The sequence below is a fragment of the Acinetobacter sp. TG2027 genome, from assembly GCF_000302435.1.
GTDB lineage: Bacteria > Pseudomonadota > Gammaproteobacteria > Pseudomonadales > Moraxellaceae > Acinetobacter > Acinetobacter pittii.
Genome location: NZ_AMJN01000048.1, coordinates 33236 through 51488 on the forward strand (window position 1 = coordinate 33236; position 18253 = coordinate 51488).

Sequence of the window (18253 nt, forward strand, 5' to 3'; positions counted from 1 at the left end):
CGCCCAAATCATAATTTCGGGTAAACTACCCCATTAAAATTGTTTATCTGTACGGAGTAAAACCAAATGAGTGCTCAGTTATTCGTTGTAGCCACCCCAATCGGGCACTTAGATGATATGACTTTCCGTGCAATTGATATTTTAAAATCAGTTTCTATTGTAGCTGCCGAAGATACGCGTCAATCAGCACAATTATTTAAGCACTATAATATATCGACTCAACTAACTGCATGTCATGATCACAATGAAAGTAATAAAATTGAGCAGTTAGTTCAAAAATTACTTGCAGGCGATGATATTGCTTTAATTAGTGATGCGGGTACACCGCTTATTAGTGACCCCGGTTTTAAGTTAGTTCGAGCTGCTCAAGAACATGGCATTAAAGTTGTTCCTGTGCCTGGCGCATGTGCTGCAATTGCCGCTCTAAGTGCAGTAGGTCTACCGAGCGATCGTTTTAGTTTTGAAGGATTTTTGCCATCAAAAGCTTCTCAACGTATTTCTCAATTAGAAAAACTCAAAAATGAAACTCAGACCTTAATTTTCTATGAAGCACCACACCGTATTTTAGAATGTGTAAAAAATATGGCTGAGGTATTTGGTGAAAACCGTCCTGTAGGTTTCGCACGTGAAATTACCAAAACCTTTGAAACCATCAAAAAAATGACTTTAAAAGATTTGGTCAGTTTTATAGAAAATGATCACAACCAAGAAAAAGGCGAAATTGTTCTTGTAGTTGGCGGTGCGCCAGAAAAAACAGATCTGGAACAAGAAAAACTAGATGAACTTTTAAAGCGCTTACTTCAAGATTTATCTGTTAAAGCGGCATCTCAACTGGCTGCTGATTTAACAGGAGTTAAGAAAAAAGTCGCTTATCAACGTGCGCTTGAGTTAACACAATCTTAATCTTTTAATTAAGCACAGTGATGAATAATAAATATTCTACATCATCACTGTGCATGAATTTTGCATAATAATATTAAAGATAAAAATAAGAGTATTTACATGAATGTACAGTTTGGAAAACTTGGGCCGCATGAAGAGTGTGAACTAGAATTACTACTTTCAGGCGAGAAACCTATCGCTTTGTTTTATGATCTATTACCTACCGAGTTTTTAGAGCATCTCGAGCAAGGTACTTTATCTATGCTGAGTAAAGATATTGAAACCTCTTTACCTTTACCATTTTCAATTATGCTGATCTATAAAAATGCTCCTTTAGCAGATTTAAATGAACTTGTGTTATGTATTGAAAAATCACTAAAGGAGACTCAACTCGAAGATCGCTTAGAACTTGACCGTAGAATCGGACAACTTTTAGGTTACTCAACACAAGATATAGAGTTTTATATTCAGCATGTTTCAAATTTTTATGCCCGCTCACGGACTTAAATTTATCTCAATATCTTTTTTGCTGACTGAACAATTGTTTCAGTTAATACATCAAGTTGCTGTGACTGTCTTTTCCAGTGGTGCCAATATAAAGGAACATCAAGTTCGGCTTCAGGCATAATATCAACAAGTGTTCCATTTCCGAGTAGTGGCTGAACCTGCAACTCAGGCACCATGCCATAGCCTAAACCTAATTGAATTGCTTTGACGAAAGCATCTGTTGCTGGAATAAAACTATAAGGATAACTTTGCATCGGTAAACCGTATCCTTTTAATAGAACCTCTGAATGCATTAAATCTTTATGATTAAAAATAACTGCTGGTGCTTTTCTTAATGCGTCTCTATTCAGTCCAGCACTGAACCATTTATTTACAAATTCAGCAGAGGCCAACATTTTATAACGCATTTTTCCTAGTGGTTGAGCTAAACAACCTGACATGACCTGCTCTTCTGCCGAAATACAGGCATTGACTTGTCCTGTTTCCAATAAAGTGTGCGTGTGAGATTGATCATCAATTTTTAGTTCTAATACTATTTTTTCTTTAAAAAGCGTTTGCTGAATATTTGGTAAAAGCCAAGTAGCTAATGAATCTGCATTTGAAGCTAGAGCAATTTTATAAAATTCAGATTCTGATGATTTCCCCATTAAACCTTGTAATAAATTTTGCTCCATTAACCTCGTATGACGTAAATGTTGCAATAAAGTTTGCCCCGCTTGAGTGAGCACACAAGGGCGCCCCCGTATAATTAGAATTTGTCCTAAATACTTTTCTAAAGCCTGTACGCGTAAGGACACTGCCGAGGGTGTAATATATAAATGCTCCCCTGCCGCATCAAAACTTCCCAATTCTGCGACTGCAAGAAAGGCTTCACATTGTTTGCTATCTAACATATCAAACCTAAATTTTTTTTAGCCAAACCTAAATATTCTTAATTTTACTTATTTTTTAATAAAAAGTCAGATAATTCCCACATCTGATTTTTTCACCTTATTGTTATGTTCTCTCTTAGTATATTTTTTAAAGGTTTCGGTATTGGCAGTGGGCTTATCGTAGCAATTGGAGCTCAAAATGCTTTTGTCCTAAAACAAGGACTTAAACAGCAATATGTATTTTGGTTGTGTTTAATCTGCGCTCTGTCCGACTCAATTTTAATTGCCTGTGGTGTATTAGGTTTTGCCGAAATCATGACGGCATCACCTATCTTAATTACCGTAGCTAAATATTTAGGGGCAACATTTTTATTAGTTTACGGTGCTAAAGCATTTTATGCTGCATTTAAGACTACCCAAAGTATGGACCTTGATAGCAGTCAAAAACAAACATTAACCCAAGCATTAGTGACCTGTCTTGCCTTTACTTGGCTTAATCCTCACGTGTATTTAGACACTATTGTTCTGATTGGTTCAGTTGCAACTCAGCTTGAAGACAAAGTGAGTTTTGCTTTGGGGAGCATTCTTGCCTCTTGGGTTTTCTTTTTTAGTCTGGGCTATGGTGCAAGATTATTAAAGCCACTATTTACTAATCCCAAAGCTTGGAAAATTTTAGATTTCCTTATTGGTTGCGTCATGTGGAGTATCGCTATAACTCTCTTGTTTTAACGGCTTAAAATAAAAAAAGGATCATATAAAAGATCCTTTTTTATTACTCTTGAGTATTACGCTTCACTGGCAACTATAACTCTTGCCTGTTTTCTTTCTTGTTGTGACTGTTTTATAACAGCATAACCAGAAGATACACCCAAGTATGCAATGACAAAGGCAACAATCAAATCAGGAAATACACTGCCTGTTCCAAATACCCCAACCGCCGCTAAAATTACAGCAATATTGGCAATTGAGTCATTTCTACTGCACAACCAAACAGAGCGCATGTTGGCATCACCATCACGAAATGCATAAAGCATAAGCGCCACAGAAACGTTAGCAATTAGAGCCATTACACCAATTGCCCCCATCACCATTGGTTCGGGTGAAACACCATAAAAATACGACCAGATCACTTTCGCAATGACAAAAACACCGAAAGCCGCCATCGTTATTCCTTTAAGTAGTGCCGCTGTCGCACGCCAATATAAACTCATCGAAAGAACGACTAAAGATAATGCATAGTTTGCTGCATCTCCGGCGAAGTCCAATGCATCTGCCCAAAGTGAAACAGATTGGGCCTTATAACCTCCCAATATTTCCACCACGAACATTAAGGCATTGATTACAAGTGCAATCCATAAAGCTTTTCTAAAACGCGGACTCACTTTCTTTGAAGGAGAACATGTTGAAGCACAACCACATCCAGCCATTTTATTTCCTCAAAAACTCTTTTATAGTGATTAAAAACCCTCGAGTAGCTCCAGAGTCAAGTCTTATGAGTCTTTCTATTGGTCAATTATCAAAAAAAGCGGATATTCCAATTGATACGATCCGTTATTACGAAAAAGTAGGTGTGCTGGACCGTATTCAGCGCTCAGAAAATAATTATCGTGTTTACACCGAACAAACACTTGCAGACCTTTTATTTATTAAGCATTGCCGTGAATTAAATATTTCACTGAGTGATATTAAAACGTTAAAAGAAATGAAAACTCAGCCTAAACAGGCCTGCACAGAAATTGATAATTTAGTCGATAAATACTTAAAAGAAGTATCTGAAAAAATCGAACGATTATTACTTTTAAAAGAATCTTTAATTGATTTAAAACAGCACTGTTCTACCAATCGAACAGTAGATGAATGCGGGATTTTGAAAGAACTTCAAAATGCACCTTAAAAATAAAAAAAGCATCACTCATGTGATGCTTTTTAGGATTAATGGTCGCTATGTTCATCTGGAGGAACTTCGGTAATTCTCCCCCCTCGAGCTAAAAATGCGGCAACTTCATCTTCCAGCGCTTGGCGCTGTTTTTGCTTAGCAGTCACAGTCAGTGTTTCTGCCTCAGCAATATCAGTATCATTAATACTGCTTGCTTCTTCATCAGCTGCACCGCTTTCAGCTGCTTTCGCTTCATCTTCATCTACAGCAGAATCTTCTGCATCTTCATAATCATTGATATCTGACATTTTTCACTCCCCAGAATGATTTCTATTGCATCATCGCTATGGTCCCAAGACCTCAGAAATTTAGCAATCTCTTTGCATTTAGCAAAGAGCCAAATTGGTCAAATGTGTATCTTTTTCAACCCAATTGGTAATGATATATAAATGATTGTTTAAAAAATATCTACTGATATTTATTTAGACCAGTAGAGCATAAACTTCGTAATTATTTTAACGACTATACTGGGTGTTTTGTAAAGACCCTAAACCGTTTGCTTGTTGCATAAAACGCTCTTTTAAGAAGGCAATTTGTTCAACTTGCTTGAGTCCCACATTCCGAGCCCAGATAAATGGAAATAGCTCACTACTTTCCAACCAGCCAATTGCCGACATGCTATGCATCATTGCATCATTTTGGCCTTTACGGCGATGCTCATAACGCAACAATGTCTGTTCATTTGCCCATACTCCACGCGCTAAATCATGTAGTAATGCATCACAGAGTACAGCCGCATCTAAACAACCAATATTTACGCCTTGTCCAGCAAGTGGATGGATAACATGTGCTGCATCCCCAATTAAAGCTAAACCAGCTTTCACATACTGTTTTGCGGCGCGCGCTTTGAGCGGGAATTGTGCTCTTGAACGTACATCTAACACTTCACCTAACATATGTTGGCTTTCTCGGGTTAAAAGCTGCATAAACTCATGATCGGTTAAAGCAGAATATTCATCGGCATAATCATCAGGTAGTGTCCAGACAATTGACTGCCAGTAGCCATTTTCACTTTCTTCAAGACTAGCCATCGGTAAATAGGCTAAAGGCCCTGTAGGTAAGAAAATTTGACGAGCAACATGATTGTGGGGTTTAGATGTTTTAATGGCACAACTAATCGCTGCTTGCTTGTAATCTAAGACATCTAGGTCAATAAAGGCCTTTTCTCGTACAAATGAATTGGCACCATCTGCACCAATCAGCAGGTTTGTTTTAAGTGTCGTACCATCTGCCAATTGAATATGCCAACAACCAACACCCTGCTCAATGCGAGTCACGCGAACTTGAGTACGATAGTCTGTTAACTGCTCAAGCATTTTTTGTTGAATAGCAACATTCAATACACTTGGCTCAACCATAGAACCTAAGGACTGTTCTGGCATTGGTCTTTGTACGGACTCGTGGCCAAAATTAATTTCACCATAGCCATTCAGATTCCACACCTGCATTCCTGTATATGGCATTTGACGTGCTAGATCATCCCAAACATTGACAGTTTTAAGTAAATGAATGGTCGCTTGGCTGAGTGCTAAAACACGCGGGTTCATCACACTTAGTGTTTTTTCAACATCCAGTACAGGAGCAGCATCAAGCACAGTAGGCTGTACACCACCTTGTGCAAGTAATAAAGCTGTTAAACCACCAACCAGTCCACCACCAACAATGACAACATCTAGTACTTCACTCATGCTTTTAACCCCATTGCATAGTTCGCTACCAGTGGTTTAACACCTGGAATGACATCGAATGCAATTAATCCCGTATTACGAATTAATTTTAATAATGGATTTTGGTTACTGAAACCACGAACCACGGTGTCACAGAACTTAATCACTCGCTGTTGATCTGACAAACGGGCTTGTTCATAAGCCAGTAAATTACCTGGGTTACCAATATCATCAGAAGTAGTTAGCTGGTTCACTAAATAACGCACTAAAACATCCGCATCACGTAGACATAGGTTAAAGCCCTGTCCTGCAACAGGATGGATTGTATGCGCCGCATTCCCCATTAAAATAACGCGTCCGACTGCTTGTTTATGTGCAAGCACTTGTGAAAGCGGATAACTAAAGCGTTTACCCGTCTTTTCAAATTTACCCGCTCTGTCACCATAAGTTTTTTGCAAAGCATCTAAAAAGTGTTGGTCGTTTTCTTCACCTAACCACTCACCTTCAGTGCCTTTTTTAACAGGCCATACAACCGAACGGCGATATTCGCCCGGTAAAGGCAATAAAGCTAAAGGGCCTAATGCACTAAAACGCTCAAAACCTACTTGATCATGTGGTTTTGAAGTCTGAACGGTAGTGACAATTGCAATCTGATCATAATCATGAACATCTACACCAACGCCGATAGCCTGACGACAGAAAGAGTCACGTCCATCTGCGGCAATTAATAGCTTTGACTCAAGTTTTAAAACTTCATCACCACGCTTGGCCTCAATATGTACTTGCTCAGCATCTTGAGTTAAAGCAGTCACTTGAACGCTATCAATCAGCTCAATCAAAGGCTGCTGACGTACTTGAGTCAATAAAACACGACCCAACCAAGCATTTTCAATCACCTGCCCAAAGCTTTCGACTTTTTCTTGTTCTGCAATTAATCGTGCCTTACCAAAACTGCCTTGTTCAGTAATGTGAACTTGTAGAATTGGAGTCGCGTGCTGCTGTAATGCATCCCATAACCCCAGCTTCTGATAAATCTGGACGCTACGACGCGATAAAGCCGTATTACGCGCATCGAAACTGGAATGATAAGGGGCAACATTTTGATCATCATAGTTTGGGTATTTCACAGCTTCTAGTAGCTTTACTGCAATATTAGCCTTCGCCAGCATGAGTGAAAGGCTAAGTCCAACCATTCCCCCACCTACAATAATCACTTGTTGTTGCATCGAGTTGTGCTCCTTTGGCGAATACGTTTAATTATGATTTAGCTTGCGCCATTAAATGTTCAATATCTGCAATATTTTTAACTACATCAGCAGTTAAAACTCGCGGACCTTTTGATGTTGCGACCACATCATCTTCAATACGAATACCAATACCACGCCATTTTTTATCTACAGTTTCATCGTCTGGTGCAATGTATAGGCCTGGTTCAACGGTAACGACCATACCTTCTTCATATTGACGCCAGTCTTCACCTTTTTTGTAAGACCCGACATCATGTACATCCATTCCTAACCAATGGCCTGTACCATGCATATAAAACTGACGGTATGCTTCGGTTTCGATAAGTTCGTTAATATCACCTTTGAGCAAACCTAACTCAATTAGGCCTTCAGTTAAAATTTTAACGGCTACTTCATGAGGCTCACGGTACGAATTACCAATGCGTACTGCATCAATCGCCGCATATTGAGAAGCCAATACAACTTCATATAATGCTTTTTGTTCAGCACTAAACTTACCATTGACCGGAAAAGTACGGGTAATATCTGACGCATAGAACTCATATTCACATGCCGCATCAATTAAGACTAAATCACCGTCTTTAAGAGGTTGGTTATTTTCAACGTAGTGTAAAATGCAGGCATTAGCCCCGCCACCAACAATACTGTTATAAGATGGGACACAGCCGTTTTGCCCAAATATATAATTGAGCTCGGCCTCTAGTGCATATTCCATCATGCCAGGGCGAACAGTTTGCATCGCACGAGTATGTGCCTGAGCACTAATTTTTGAAGCAGTTTGCATCAGCTCAAGTTCTTGTGGTGACTTGATTAAACGCATTTCATCAACAATACGGTCGAGCTGTACCAGTTGAGCTGGAGCACCTTGATGTCGATGCTCAGCATCTGCTTTTTTAATCCACTGGCTCACTCGTGCATCAAACGCAGCATTTTGCCCAATCCGATAATAAAGGCGTTCTTTATTTAATAACTTTTCAATAATTTCTTCATCAAGCAGATCAATTGCATAGGCCTCATCTGCATCATAGTCTTCGATTGCACCGTCAATTCCGGCACGGTAACCATTCCAGATTTCCATCTCGCGGTTACGTTCACGGCAAAAAAGACTATAGCTATAGTCAGTTACATCCTCAAAAGTTTCAATAACTGCAACTGCCTCAGGCTCAGCAAAGCCCGTCAAATAGAAAAAACTGCTATCGGCACGGAATTTATAATCCGCATCACGATTACGGTACATCTCCTCACGCGTTGCAATAATTGCAATACTGTTAGGACCCATTTTTTCTGCTAAACGGTCTCTACGATGTTGAAAATCAGCTTGAGGCAATTTCATAATGATCTACTTGATTTAGAATTTTAAAGTCAAAAAATAAAATACAACCAATAACACATCGCCTCAATTAGCTTGGACGATGTGGTGTGAACATTTCTACAATATTCTGATCTGTACCTAGAACCGCAGTTTTACTTTTTGCATGAAAGTTTTTCAATAATGAACTTTCAGCTACAGTGATTTTTTTTCTGCCAATAGACAAGCTCACAGGGATTAAGCGTACAAATTCATACAATTCTTCGTAACTGCTTTCACCTTCCTCATCATTGTCAGAATCTTCAAATTCAACTGCTGCAACATCTTGAAGGTGTTCAATCAATTCACGCTCATCACTACGAACATGACCCGATGCCAAACCAAAACCTAACACAACACCCGCACACCAATCAGATAATGCTTGCACACGCTCTTGAAGTAGATGTTCATCATCTGGAAGCATTGGTAGATAATCTAATTCATCTTCAGATAAAGCATGAACCACATCTTCTGCTTCGTCAGTCAAAAGCGCTAAAGCATCTTCACTTAACTCTGGCACATTAAGGGTTGTTAAAATTTGTGACCATTCTTCACGCGTAGGCGCTTCTGTCACACAAACAATACCTGTTAACAGACCATGTAACTCACTAGGGCTTGAAATTTCTTCAATTCCTTCAAAATGAGCGTTCCAATCTGTCCAGCCTGAAATATCGTCTTGCATTCGTTTATCCAATCTCTATACTTTGTATATATTACCTTTGATTGCAATTCTGTGCGACCTCGTTATGTTAGAACAATTACAGCGGCTACAAGCGCATATTAGCGTTTTAAAAACACGCTTACATCATTTAGAGAGTGAACATGCGGCACTCTCAGAAGCTAAAGAACTGGCTGAAACAGAGCATCACGCACAAGTTGTGCAAAAAAATAGTATTATCACTAAAAAACAAGAGGAAATTGAGTCGGTAACTGAGCAACTTTCTCAGTTAAAAGGCCAATTTCAACAATTGAATCAAGATGCTAACACACTTGCCGAACGTTATAGCCGATTAGAAAAAAGTACGACTGATTTAAAAAATCGTTTTCAAGAAATTCTTGCAGAACGAAATGAATTACGTGTTGCAAAAGAGAAGTTACAAGCCCACCAGCGTCAAACCCAACAAGAGCTGCATGATTTACAACAAGATCGTGACCGTTTGTTACAAAAAAATGAGCTTGCCAAATCAAAAGTTGAAGCCATTATTCAGCGTTTAGGAATTTTAGGCACTGCTCAAGATCAACACGCTCAAGAAATCCAGCAACTTGCCCATCCTAATGCTGAAACTGGTGAGGAGATCCAATCATGAGTGAACAAGTCATGGTAGAGCTTAGGCTGATTGAGCAGACTTTTAGACTTGCCACTACCTCAGATAAAAAAGATGAACTTGAACGCGCAGCACAACTTCTCAATGAGAAATTTAATGACATGCGCCGTAGTGCCCCACGTGTTGAGCACAACAAACTAGTCATTATGGTCGCTCTACAGTTAACTCAAGAAGTGCTAAGCCTTAATAAATCTTTGCAGGAATACACTCACTGTGAACGCCTACTGCAAGCGATTTTAGAAGATGTGGAACAGGTTATTTAACAAGCTTTGATTACCACAAAATGCCTTGCTCTATAAATCATAGATGCAAGGCTTTTTTTATTTTGACTATCAACTACAGTTGAATATCGTTTTATCCACGTTCAATGTACAAAGCTTCATCAAACGCAAACTAAGTTTACAGTTCCATAGACTCAAGTGATTGCCAACATAGTCAGATCGGTTATACTTAAGCTATCTCTGGGATGTTCGCCAGCGGGTCTATTCCCCTGCCGATACTTAAACTTATGGATTGCGTTCTGTATATTTAGAGTGTATGCCTACCTTCGAGTAGGAAACCCAGCAAGTATACGTCGCGTCCACCTTGAACTCATCGGGTTCAGGGTAACGACACATGCAGCGGCATCTTCGGAGCATTTATTTTTAATTAAATAATAAAATTTCAAAAATTTATATCAATTAGCCTTTCAATACAGACCTGTCGGTACGATTTTTTTCTCAAGCATTTAATAATGCATGACATTATTATTTTAGAGATGAATGAGTCTCTGAATTCAAAATTACTTTTCTTTTCTACTCAGGCATTCTTGATACCAAGCTGTTTGAAAATCTTCTATCGCTTTTCTTTTAAAGAAGCTGGTCTTGAATACTTTGGTTGAGTAAGCAGAAGTAATTAAATCTTGATAAAGTTTTTTTGCCTTTGGATCTTCAAGACTATTCGCTATATGCTGCAATTCTTCAGATGGGACTTTTTGTTGACGCGCTTCCATGACAGTATAAGAAACTTTCTTTACCACATTACAAATTTCGGGGTCATTTACACTTTCATCGGCATAACAGCCAAAAGCTAAAAAACTAAGAAAAAATAATTTAAATCTCATATACCTACCTTATTTTTATAGCTTTGAATTAATTACAGAATTTTATTATTAATAAAGAAATAGGAAATTGATCCCTATTTCTTTTAAAGGTTTTTATGCTGGATTAATCACATAAAAATAAATAATTAGACCTACTAAAACGGTTGAAGCGATCGTTAAGTATGTACCAACTGTATTAAAACTCTGTAAGAACTTTAAGATTTCCATATCTAAATCCCCTAAACTTTCACTTATAAAGACAGAAGAAAATTTATCACAACTCAATAATGCCAATCAATTCACATTTATCGGATTTTTTGAGATTAAAATCAAAACAAACTTATTGAGTGCATCTAATCGCAAAAGCATCCTTATAGTAGTCCGTCGCACTTTTCAAATCTGATAATAATTTCTCTTCGGTATAAGGTTTAGGCGAAATTTTTATTAAGGCAGGCATATATTGGGTCTTATAAACTTCTGGATAGTCATGACATAAGATTTTGACTTTAATTTCTTGCGGTGTATTCGGGTTATCTAGTTGATCTAAAAACTCTCCTATTTTACGATCTGATTCTTCAAATTGAGCTTTATAATCAACTTCCGCCGCTTCGGGTTCGGCTTGTTTCGTACATCCACCAAGTAGCAGACCAGCACTTATTGTAATGGTTAAAATTTTCAACTTCATAGGCTTAACAATTCTGCATTAATCTTTTAAATATACTTAACCTTATTAAATGTAAAGAAATACTGACAATACGTAAAGAAATAGAATTTTTAATACTTAAACACAATAGATCAGATCAATTTATGACTTTTGGTCTAACGAATTTAAGTTATTTTCGAATTACCCTTCTATTTCCATAAAGCTGTCGAAAAATAGGTATAATTTTGCACAACTGATCTTTAATCTTAGTTAGATTTATACATGAATGAACTCAGCTTTATTAGAAAAAATTTAAGATCTAAAAGACGTTCTTTAAGTTCATTTGAGCAAAAACAAGCTCAGCTTGATGTTCTTCATCATTTAAATACCCTGCCTATTTTTCATTCTTCCAAAAAAATTGGTTTATATTTGCATGCCTTTGGAGAAGTTCACACAGAGCTTCTCATAGAATTATGTTTTAAAAAAAATAAGCAGGTTTATTTGCCGATGATTTGTTCTATGAACCAGCGTTTGGTCTGGGTAAAAATATCTAAAAACCAATATATAAACCGACGTTTTTCGCATCACCCATTGGGAATGAAAGAACCGATGGCCACTAGAGCAAAACATGTTTCATCAATTGATTTATTGATCATGCCACTTCTGGCATGCGACCGATATGGTACGCGTATTGGCATGGGAGGTGGTTATTATGATCGTACCTTGGCAAGTGCAAAACACAAACCTTATCGTTTAGGGTTAGCTCATCAATTTCAATTTATCGAACATACTTTAAAACGTCAGAGTTGGGATCAGCCATTAGATGCTTTACTCATACCTCAACGTGTTTATTATTTTAAAAGATAATATTTATATAAAAACTAATAAAATTTAGTCATATAAAACCAGTTTTTTTACTTTTATGTCTTTCAAAATCATAAAAGTAACCACCCTAAAGATGGTTACTTTTACGTGACAGACCGTTTCACCAATTTATATTACCACCTCTATTAGGCACCAAACATTGAATAAGTTGTGAATTATTGTTAACCATATAATGTCTATAAATCGCCCGTAAAATGATTGTTTTCTATTCATAAACATTTTTTGTGATATGAATATTTATAATTATTAAGCTAAATTACTTAGCATTAATACAAAATTTTATTCTTCTTAAGAATTAATCTCTTGATTCATAACATTTTTAAAAAAAAGTTGACTAAATTAGTCCTTTTTTCCATATTTTCTCTAGTGAGGCCCTTGTAATTTTTAAAATACACATCACTATAAAAAACATGGCAACCTCGTTGTCACTCATTAGGAGTGCCCATGTCTGAACTTATTATGAATGAAAAAACTGACTTAGAGCCTCAGGTTCCAAGTGTATTACCACTTTTAGCGTTGCGTGATGTTGTGGTTTACCCACACATGCAAATTGCGTTATTCGTGGGTCGTGAAAAATCGATCAATGCAGTTGATGTGGCTCGTAACAGTGACAATTTAGTATTTGTAGTTGCGCAAAAAGATTCGCTTACAGAAGAAATTGATCACGATAACCTTTATCAGTACGGAACTGTCGCTAAGATTGTTCAAGTCGTAAATCATGAGAATGATGAAAACTGCATTAAAGTACTTATTGAAGGTTTACATCGCTCTAAACTTGAAAAGATTATCGATGAAGATAGCCATTTGACTGCTGAACACAGCTTAAGTCCAATGACAATTAACGTAGATAAAGCTACTCAAGAAACTCGTTTGCAAGAGTTACGTACTTTATTTGCTCAATATGCTGAAGCAAAATTACGTAATGCACGCGAACTTGTTGCTGCGGCTAATAAAATTGAAGACTTGCTACAACTCATGTTCTTCGTAGCAACACGTGTGCCTCTAAATATTGAAATTAAACAGAAGTTTTTAGAGCACGATGAGTTTGAAGCACATTTGCAAGAGCTTATGAGCTACTTGGTAAATCAATCTGCTGAACAGCAAATTGAACAAACTTTGCATGACAGCGTAAAACGTCAAATGGAAAAAAACCAACGTGAATACTTTCTAAATGAAAAAATGAAAGTCATTCAACGTGAACTTTCTGATATGAATGGCGGTGCTGAAGATGACGTTGCTGAAATAGAGAAACGTCTTGCTGAAGCTGATTTACCTGAACACGTACGTAAAAAAGCTGAAGCTGAGTTCCGTAAGCTTAAAGCAATGCAACCAGCGTCTAGTGAAGCAGCTGTTGTACGTAACTATCTAGAAGTAATTTTAGATACGCCGTGGAATAAAGCGAGCAAAGTCAGTATTAACCTTGCGAAAGCACAGGAAATTCTCGATACAGATCACTACGGTTTAGATGACGTAAAAGACCGTATTGTTGAATACTTAGCTGTTCAGTCGCGTGTTAAAAAGCTCAAAGGTCCGATTCTATGTTTAGTAGGCCCTCCTGGTGTAGGTAAAACTTCACTTGGTGAGTCTGTCGCGAAAGCAACAGGTCGTGAATTTGTTCGTATGGCACTCGGTGGTGTACGTGACGAAGCTGAAATTCGTGGTCACCGTCGTACTTATATTGGTGCGATGCCAGGTAAAATTGTGCAATCTTTAACAAAAGTTGGCGTGAAGAACCCATTGTTCTTACTCGACGAAATTGACAAGATGGCGCAAGACTACCGTGGCGATCCTGCTTCTGCCTTGCTTGAAGTATTAGATCCATCACAAAACAGTAAGTTCAACGATCACTATTTAGATCTTGATCTTGACCTATCTGAAGTGATGTTCATCTGTACTGCAAACAGTATGAATATTCCAGAAGCCTTGCTTGACCGTATGGAAGTTATTCGTCTACCGGGTTATACCGAAGATGAGAAAGTTAACATTGCTGAACGTTACCTTGTTCCAAAAGCAATTAAGAACAATGGTCTACGTCCAAAAGAGTTAACAATTCATGAAGAAGCGATCCGTGACATTGTTCAACGCTACACACGTGAAGCTGGTGTACGTAGTTTAGAACGTGAAGTATCTAAAATTGCGCGTAAAGTGGTAAAAGAAGCAGTAAGTAAAAAGTCTAAAAACTTACAACTTGATGTGACTTCTGCCAATCTTCCAGAATACTTAGGTCCACACAAGTTTGACTTTGGTATCGCAGAAGATGAAGCACAAGTAGGACGTGTAAATGGTCTAGCTTGGACATCTGTAGGTGGTGAGTTACTTACCATTGAAGTTGCAGCTGTCAAAGGTAAAGGTAAATTCATTACGACTGGTTCACTCGGTGACGTAATGAAAGAATCTATTACTACAGCAATGACTTTAGTGCGTACACGTGCCGATGAATTAGGTATTGAAGCTTCTCGTTTTGAAGAAACTGATGTACACGTTCATTTACCTGAAGGTGCAACACCAAAAGATGGTCCATCTGCTGGTTTAGCATTAACAACTGCGCTTGTATCAGCATTTACAGGTATTGCAATTCGTCCTGATATTGCAATGACTGGTGAAACAAGCTTAGGTGGTCGTGCAATGCGTATTGGAGGCTTAAAAGAAAAACTTCTTGCAGCACACCGCGGTGGAATCAAGCTTGTCTTTATTCCTCAAGACAACGTTCGAGACTTAGCAGAAATTCCTGCGAATGTTAAAGAAGGTTTGGAAATCAAAGCTGTGAAAAGTATTGATGACATCTTACCTTTAGCATTAGTTTCGATGCCAAAGCCTTTACCTAAAACACCAATTGTAAAACCGGTGGAAGGTTCAAAAGCAGCACGTCACTAATTAAAAATATAAAAAAGAGAGCTTCGGCTCTCTTTTTTTTGTTACACAATTTGATTGAAAAATATCCAACCATCCTCATAATAGGTAATAAGAGTATTTAAATAAATGAGTACTCTTAACTATCTAATTCTTAGATAGCCTTGTTTCTATTCTCTATGATCATCTGAACTCCAGACAGATGATCATTTGATCGCAGTCCAACACTGTTTTTTGGACTGCGTTTTTTATGCCAGCTTTTTAGATCGTCAGATACTTTCATTCATCAGGTATAATGCGCCAGCTATATTTGAATGAATAGATAACATGAAAATTCGTATTCTGACCATTGGTCAAAAAATGCCTGCTTGGGTTCTTACTGGTTTTGAAGATTATTTCAAACGCATACAACCTTTTGTTCAAACTCAAGTTATTGAACTACCTATGGCCAAACGTGGTAAGAATGATTCAGAAGCGGATATTTTAAAGTATTGCCAAATTGAAGGCGAAAGTATTTTAAATGCTTTAAAACCCAATGAAACCTTAATTGCTCTTGAAGTTGGTGGTCGGGAACTAAGTACAGAAAAATTAGCTGATACAATGAAACAATGGATGCTTGAGGGTAATGATGTAGTACTTGCGATTGGCGGTCCAGATGGTTTATCCGATCAGGTACGTAAAGCTGCCGCTTGGCATTGGTCACTTTCAAAACTTACGATGCCCCATCCGTTGGTACGTGTTTTATTAATCGAGCAACTATATCGGGCGATGAGTATTAACCACAATCATCCTTATCACCGTGCATAAAAGGAACAAACGTTTCATTTTAAGAACAATCCGTTGAAATCTGGATACTTTTATCATGTTCTGATTTTGGCATAATACCTATTATTCTGCTTTTCAAATCAGGTGTAATGAAATGGAACTACAAACGCTTCCTGGACTGTTTATTTCTCATGGCTCGCCCATGCTTGCACTTGATCCGGAACAAGTGGGACCTGCTCTACATCGCTTAGGTACAAATCTTCCTATACCTAAGGCAATCATTGTGATGTCTGCGCACTGGGAAAGTAAAGCACTTGAAGTAAGTATTTCGACTCGTCCTGAAACGTGGCATGACTTCCGTGGATTTCCTAAAGAGTTATATGAAATTCGCTACAGTGCGCCTGGCGAACCAGCATTAGCAGAAGAAATCTTAAAATTATTGGCCGATGCTCACTTTGTTGCACATGCCAATAGTACCCGTCCTCGTGATCATGGCGTATGGATGCCTTTATTGCATATGTACCCAGATGCAGACATTCCTGTAGTCGAAATTTCTTTGCCATCAAATTTAAGTGCACAAGAAATTTATCGTATAGGACAAACACTCGCCCCTTTACGTGACAAACAAATTTTACTCATTGGTTCGGGAAGTATTACTCATAATCTTGCAGAATTATCTTGGCAAGGCGACAACTCTAAAGTTCCTGAATGGGCTTCAACTTTTAGAAATACTGTCGTTAATAAGCTTTCCCATCAAGATTATGATGGAGTTTTAGACTGGCAATCACTGCCGTTTGTGAAACGCAACCACCCTACGCTTGAACATTTTGCACCTTTGTTTTTTGCTATGGGTACAGGCAATCGCTTTACGATTGTTCATAGTAGCTTCACAATGGGCTCATTAGGAATGGATATCTATCGTTTTGATTAATTATTAAGAAATACCCCGTTTTGCGGGGTATACCATTATTTTTGTTGAAAATTAGAATAATTTACAAACTTATACATTTTAAAAACCGAAACAATCAAATGTTTACATTTTCTTTTTTTAAGAATGTTTTAAGCTTATTACTGTTGTTTTTTTACTTGAAGTTTTTAAATGAAAATTAAATATTTAATTCTTGCGTTATTACCTTTTTCTTTGATGGCGTGTCAAACAGTTACTAATACTCCTGCTCCAATTGTTTCTGAGCAACAACAAAACCTTGCAACCACTTTAGGTGAATATGCATGGACTTATCAAAATGTAAAAGCTTCTAAACCACTTATTCTTAACTTTAATGCAGATGGTAAATTAGCCATTAATACGGGCTGTAATGGCCAAGGCGGTACTTGGAAAGTTGAAGGCAACCAACTTGTTACTTCTAATCTTGTTTCAACGATGATGGCTTGCCAAGATGATTTAATGAAACAAGAACAACTTTCTACTAGCATCTTTAATGAAGCAAAATTACCAATCGAAATTAGCAACACTAATGGTCAGGTGATTTTAACGGTGACAGATAAAACTGGTCAAAAACACATTTTCCAAGGTCAAAAAGCAGTTAATACTCAAGCTTTAACAGACTACTCTTGGTCATATCAGCCTGAAAATACAAAAAAACCAATCGTTCTTAACTTTACAAATGATCGTCTATCTATCGCAACAGGTTGTAACCGCCAAGGAACAACTTGGAAAGTTGAAAACAACACCATCGTAACAGCTGACGTAATGTCGACGATGATGGCATGTGAACCTGCTTTAATGAAACAGGAACAGTTCTCTAGCAGCCTCTTCCAAAAACGTGCAATTCCATTTGAACTCAATACTACAAATGTTGATCAACCAACATTGACAGTATCTGATGCTCAAGGCCAGAAATATACTTTCACTGGTAAAATGACACCTGAAGCAAAATATCAATCTGAAGGAAAAACAGTTTTCCTTGAAGTAGCTCCGGAAACTAAATCTTGTACTGGTGTTGCGCCACAAACTTGTATGCAAGTTCGTGAAATTAAATATGATGACAAAGGTGTTAAAACTTACGCTGACAAAAACTGGTCATTATATTACGGTCAAATTGAAGGGTTTGAACATAAACCAGACCAACGCGTAATTTTACGTGTAAAACGTTTTGAAGTGAAAAACCCGGCTGCAGACCAATCTAGTCAAGCAGATGTATTAGATATGGTTGTAGAACAAGAGTTAGTTAAAAAACCTAAAAAATAAGTTTTTAGACTAAAAAAATCCGATGTTTATGCATCG

Annotated in this window: 21 protein-coding genes and 1 other RNA gene; 12 read left to right on the forward strand and 10 right to left on the reverse strand. The window is 37.6% G+C overall.

Going from position 1 to position 18253, the window contains the following annotated elements:
- Window positions 1-66: 66 nt before the first annotated feature.
- Complete coding sequence (gene rsmI / locus B806_RS0113070; protein ID WP_017387166.1) at window positions 67-903, forward strand: 16S rRNA (cytidine(1402)-2'-O)-methyltransferase; 837 nt, start codon at window positions 67-69, stop codon at window positions 901-903.
- Window positions 904-1002: 99 nt separating this feature from the next.
- Window positions 1003-1389: a hemin receptor gene (locus B806_RS0113075; RefSeq protein ID WP_017403146.1), complete on the forward strand. Its 387-nt coding sequence runs from the start codon at window positions 1003-1005 to the stop codon at window positions 1387-1389.
- Window positions 1390-1391: 2 nt separating this feature from the next.
- On the opposite strand, the gene B806_RS0113080 is transcribed toward B806_RS0113075, so the two are convergent.
- On the reverse strand, window positions 1392-2282 hold the full coding sequence (locus B806_RS0113080; protein WP_017387164.1) for a LysR family transcriptional regulator ArgP: 891 nt from the start codon (window positions 2280-2282) through the stop codon (window positions 1392-1394).
- Between the two features lie 105 nt (window positions 2283-2387).
- On the opposite strand from B806_RS0113080, the gene B806_RS0113085 reads away from it, so the two are divergent.
- Window positions 2388-2990 (forward strand): LysE/ArgO family amino acid transporter, encoded by a 603-nt coding sequence (locus tag B806_RS0113085; protein WP_005070532.1) that lies wholly within the window; start codon window positions 2388-2390, stop codon window positions 2988-2990.
- Window positions 2991-3046: 56 nt separating this feature from the next.
- On the opposite strand, the gene B806_RS0113090 is transcribed toward B806_RS0113085, so the two are convergent.
- Window positions 3047-3688: a cation diffusion facilitator family transporter gene (locus tag B806_RS0113090; RefSeq protein ID WP_017387163.1), complete on the reverse strand. Its 642-nt coding sequence runs from the start codon at window positions 3686-3688 to the stop codon at window positions 3047-3049.
- Between the two features lie 65 nt (window positions 3689-3753).
- Here B806_RS0113090 and B806_RS0113095 point away from each other — a divergent pair, with 65 nt between their 5' ends.
- On the forward strand, window positions 3754-4155 hold the full coding sequence (locus tag B806_RS0113095) for a MerR family transcriptional regulator (protein ID WP_017387162.1): 402 nt from the start codon (window positions 3754-3756) through the stop codon (window positions 4153-4155).
- A 38-nt stretch (window positions 4156-4193) separates the two neighbouring features.
- Here the strand turns inward: B806_RS0113095 and B806_RS0113100 are convergent, their stop codons facing one another.
- The 5 genes from B806_RS0113100 to B806_RS0113120 all read right to left on the reverse strand — a co-directional run bounded on the left by B806_RS0113100 (window position 4194) and on the right by B806_RS0113120 (window position 9141).
- The gene (locus tag B806_RS0113100) at window positions 4194-4445 is read right to left on the reverse strand and encodes a hypothetical protein (RefSeq protein ID WP_002117665.1); all 252 of its coding nucleotides are present in this window, start codon (window positions 4443-4445) and stop codon (window positions 4194-4196) included.
- Between the two features lie 207 nt (window positions 4446-4652).
- Window positions 4653-5885 (reverse strand): FAD-dependent monooxygenase, encoded by a 1233-nt coding sequence (locus B806_RS0113105; RefSeq protein ID WP_017403147.1) that lies wholly within the window; start codon window positions 5883-5885, stop codon window positions 4653-4655.
- Window positions 5882-7090, reverse strand: a complete 1209-nt coding sequence (gene ubiH / locus B806_RS0113110) for a 2-octaprenyl-6-methoxyphenyl hydroxylase (protein WP_017387160.1) — start codon at window positions 7088-7090, stop codon at window positions 5882-5884. The genes B806_RS0113105 and ubiH overlap by 4 nt, the downstream gene beginning before the upstream one ends.
- A gap of 31 nt (window positions 7091-7121) precedes the next feature.
- Complete coding sequence (pepP, locus tag B806_RS0113115) at window positions 7122-8444, reverse strand: Xaa-Pro aminopeptidase (protein WP_005070543.1); 1323 nt, start codon at window positions 8442-8444, stop codon at window positions 7122-7124.
- Between the two features lie 67 nt (window positions 8445-8511).
- On the reverse strand, window positions 8512-9141 hold the full coding sequence (locus tag B806_RS0113120; protein ID WP_017387159.1) for a UPF0149 family protein: 630 nt from the start codon (window positions 9139-9141) through the stop codon (window positions 8512-8514).
- 64 nt (window positions 9142-9205) lie between these two features.
- Between B806_RS0113120 and B806_RS0113125 the strand changes: the two genes are divergently transcribed.
- The 3 genes from B806_RS0113125 to ssrS all read left to right on the forward strand — a co-directional run bounded on the left by B806_RS0113125 (window position 9206) and on the right by ssrS (window position 10424).
- On the forward strand, window positions 9206-9766 hold the full coding sequence (locus B806_RS0113125) for a hypothetical protein (RefSeq protein ID WP_002117619.1): 561 nt from the start codon (window positions 9206-9208) through the stop codon (window positions 9764-9766).
- On the forward strand, window positions 9763-10047 hold the full coding sequence (locus B806_RS0113130; RefSeq protein ID WP_002117766.1) for a cell division protein ZapA: 285 nt from the start codon (window positions 9763-9765) through the stop codon (window positions 10045-10047). Before B806_RS0113125 ends, B806_RS0113130 begins: the two co-directional genes overlap by 4 nt.
- A gap of 192 nt (window positions 10048-10239) precedes the next feature.
- A non-coding RNA gene (gene ssrS, locus B806_RS19505) (6S RNA) lies at window positions 10240-10424 on the forward strand.
- A gap of 141 nt (window positions 10425-10565) precedes the next feature.
- Here the strand turns inward: ssrS and B806_RS0113135 are convergent.
- From B806_RS0113135 to B806_RS0113145, 3 genes are all read right to left on the reverse strand, one after another.
- Window positions 10566-10886, reverse strand: coding sequence for a hypothetical protein (locus tag B806_RS0113135; RefSeq protein ID WP_002117636.1), 321 nt, complete (start codon window positions 10884-10886; stop codon window positions 10566-10568).
- Between the two features lie 93 nt (window positions 10887-10979).
- Entirely contained in the window at window positions 10980-11093 is a 114-nt protein-coding gene (locus tag B806_RS19510) for a hypothetical protein (protein ID WP_002117788.1), read from the reverse strand.
- 112 nt (window positions 11094-11205) lie between these two features.
- The gene (locus B806_RS0113145; RefSeq protein ID WP_017387158.1) at window positions 11206-11550 is read right to left on the reverse strand and encodes a hypothetical protein; all 345 of its coding nucleotides are present in this window, start codon (window positions 11548-11550) and stop codon (window positions 11206-11208) included.
- Window positions 11551-11790: 240 nt separating this feature from the next.
- Here B806_RS0113145 and B806_RS0113150 point away from each other — a divergent pair, with 240 nt between their 5' ends.
- The 5 genes from B806_RS0113150 to B806_RS0113170 all read left to right on the forward strand — a co-directional run bounded on the left by B806_RS0113150 (window position 11791) and on the right by B806_RS0113170 (window position 18217).
- Window positions 11791-12375 carry a 5-formyltetrahydrofolate cyclo-ligase gene (locus B806_RS0113150; RefSeq protein WP_017387157.1) on the forward strand — a complete coding sequence of 195 codons (585 nt, stop codon included), beginning with the start codon at window positions 11791-11793 and terminating at the stop codon, window positions 12373-12375.
- Between the two features lie 462 nt (window positions 12376-12837).
- Complete coding sequence (gene lon / locus B806_RS0113155; RefSeq protein ID WP_002117591.1) at window positions 12838-15267, forward strand: endopeptidase La; 2430 nt, start codon at window positions 12838-12840, stop codon at window positions 15265-15267.
- A 303-nt stretch (window positions 15268-15570) separates the two neighbouring features.
- A complete protein-coding gene (gene rlmH, locus B806_RS0113160) occupies window positions 15571-16050 on the forward strand; it encodes a 23S rRNA (pseudouridine(1915)-N(3))-methyltransferase RlmH (RefSeq protein ID WP_004703042.1) in 480 nt (159 codons plus the stop codon).
- Window positions 16051-16162: 112 nt separating this feature from the next.
- Window positions 16163-16939 carry a class III extradiol ring-cleavage dioxygenase gene (locus B806_RS0113165; RefSeq protein WP_005075524.1) on the forward strand — a complete coding sequence of 259 codons (777 nt, stop codon included), beginning with the start codon at window positions 16163-16165 and terminating at the stop codon, window positions 16937-16939.
- A gap of 168 nt (window positions 16940-17107) precedes the next feature.
- Window positions 17108-18217, forward strand: coding sequence for an META and DUF4377 domain-containing protein (locus tag B806_RS0113170; protein ID WP_025466047.1), 1110 nt, complete (start codon window positions 17108-17110; stop codon window positions 18215-18217).
- Window positions 18218-18253: the final 36 nt, after the last annotated feature.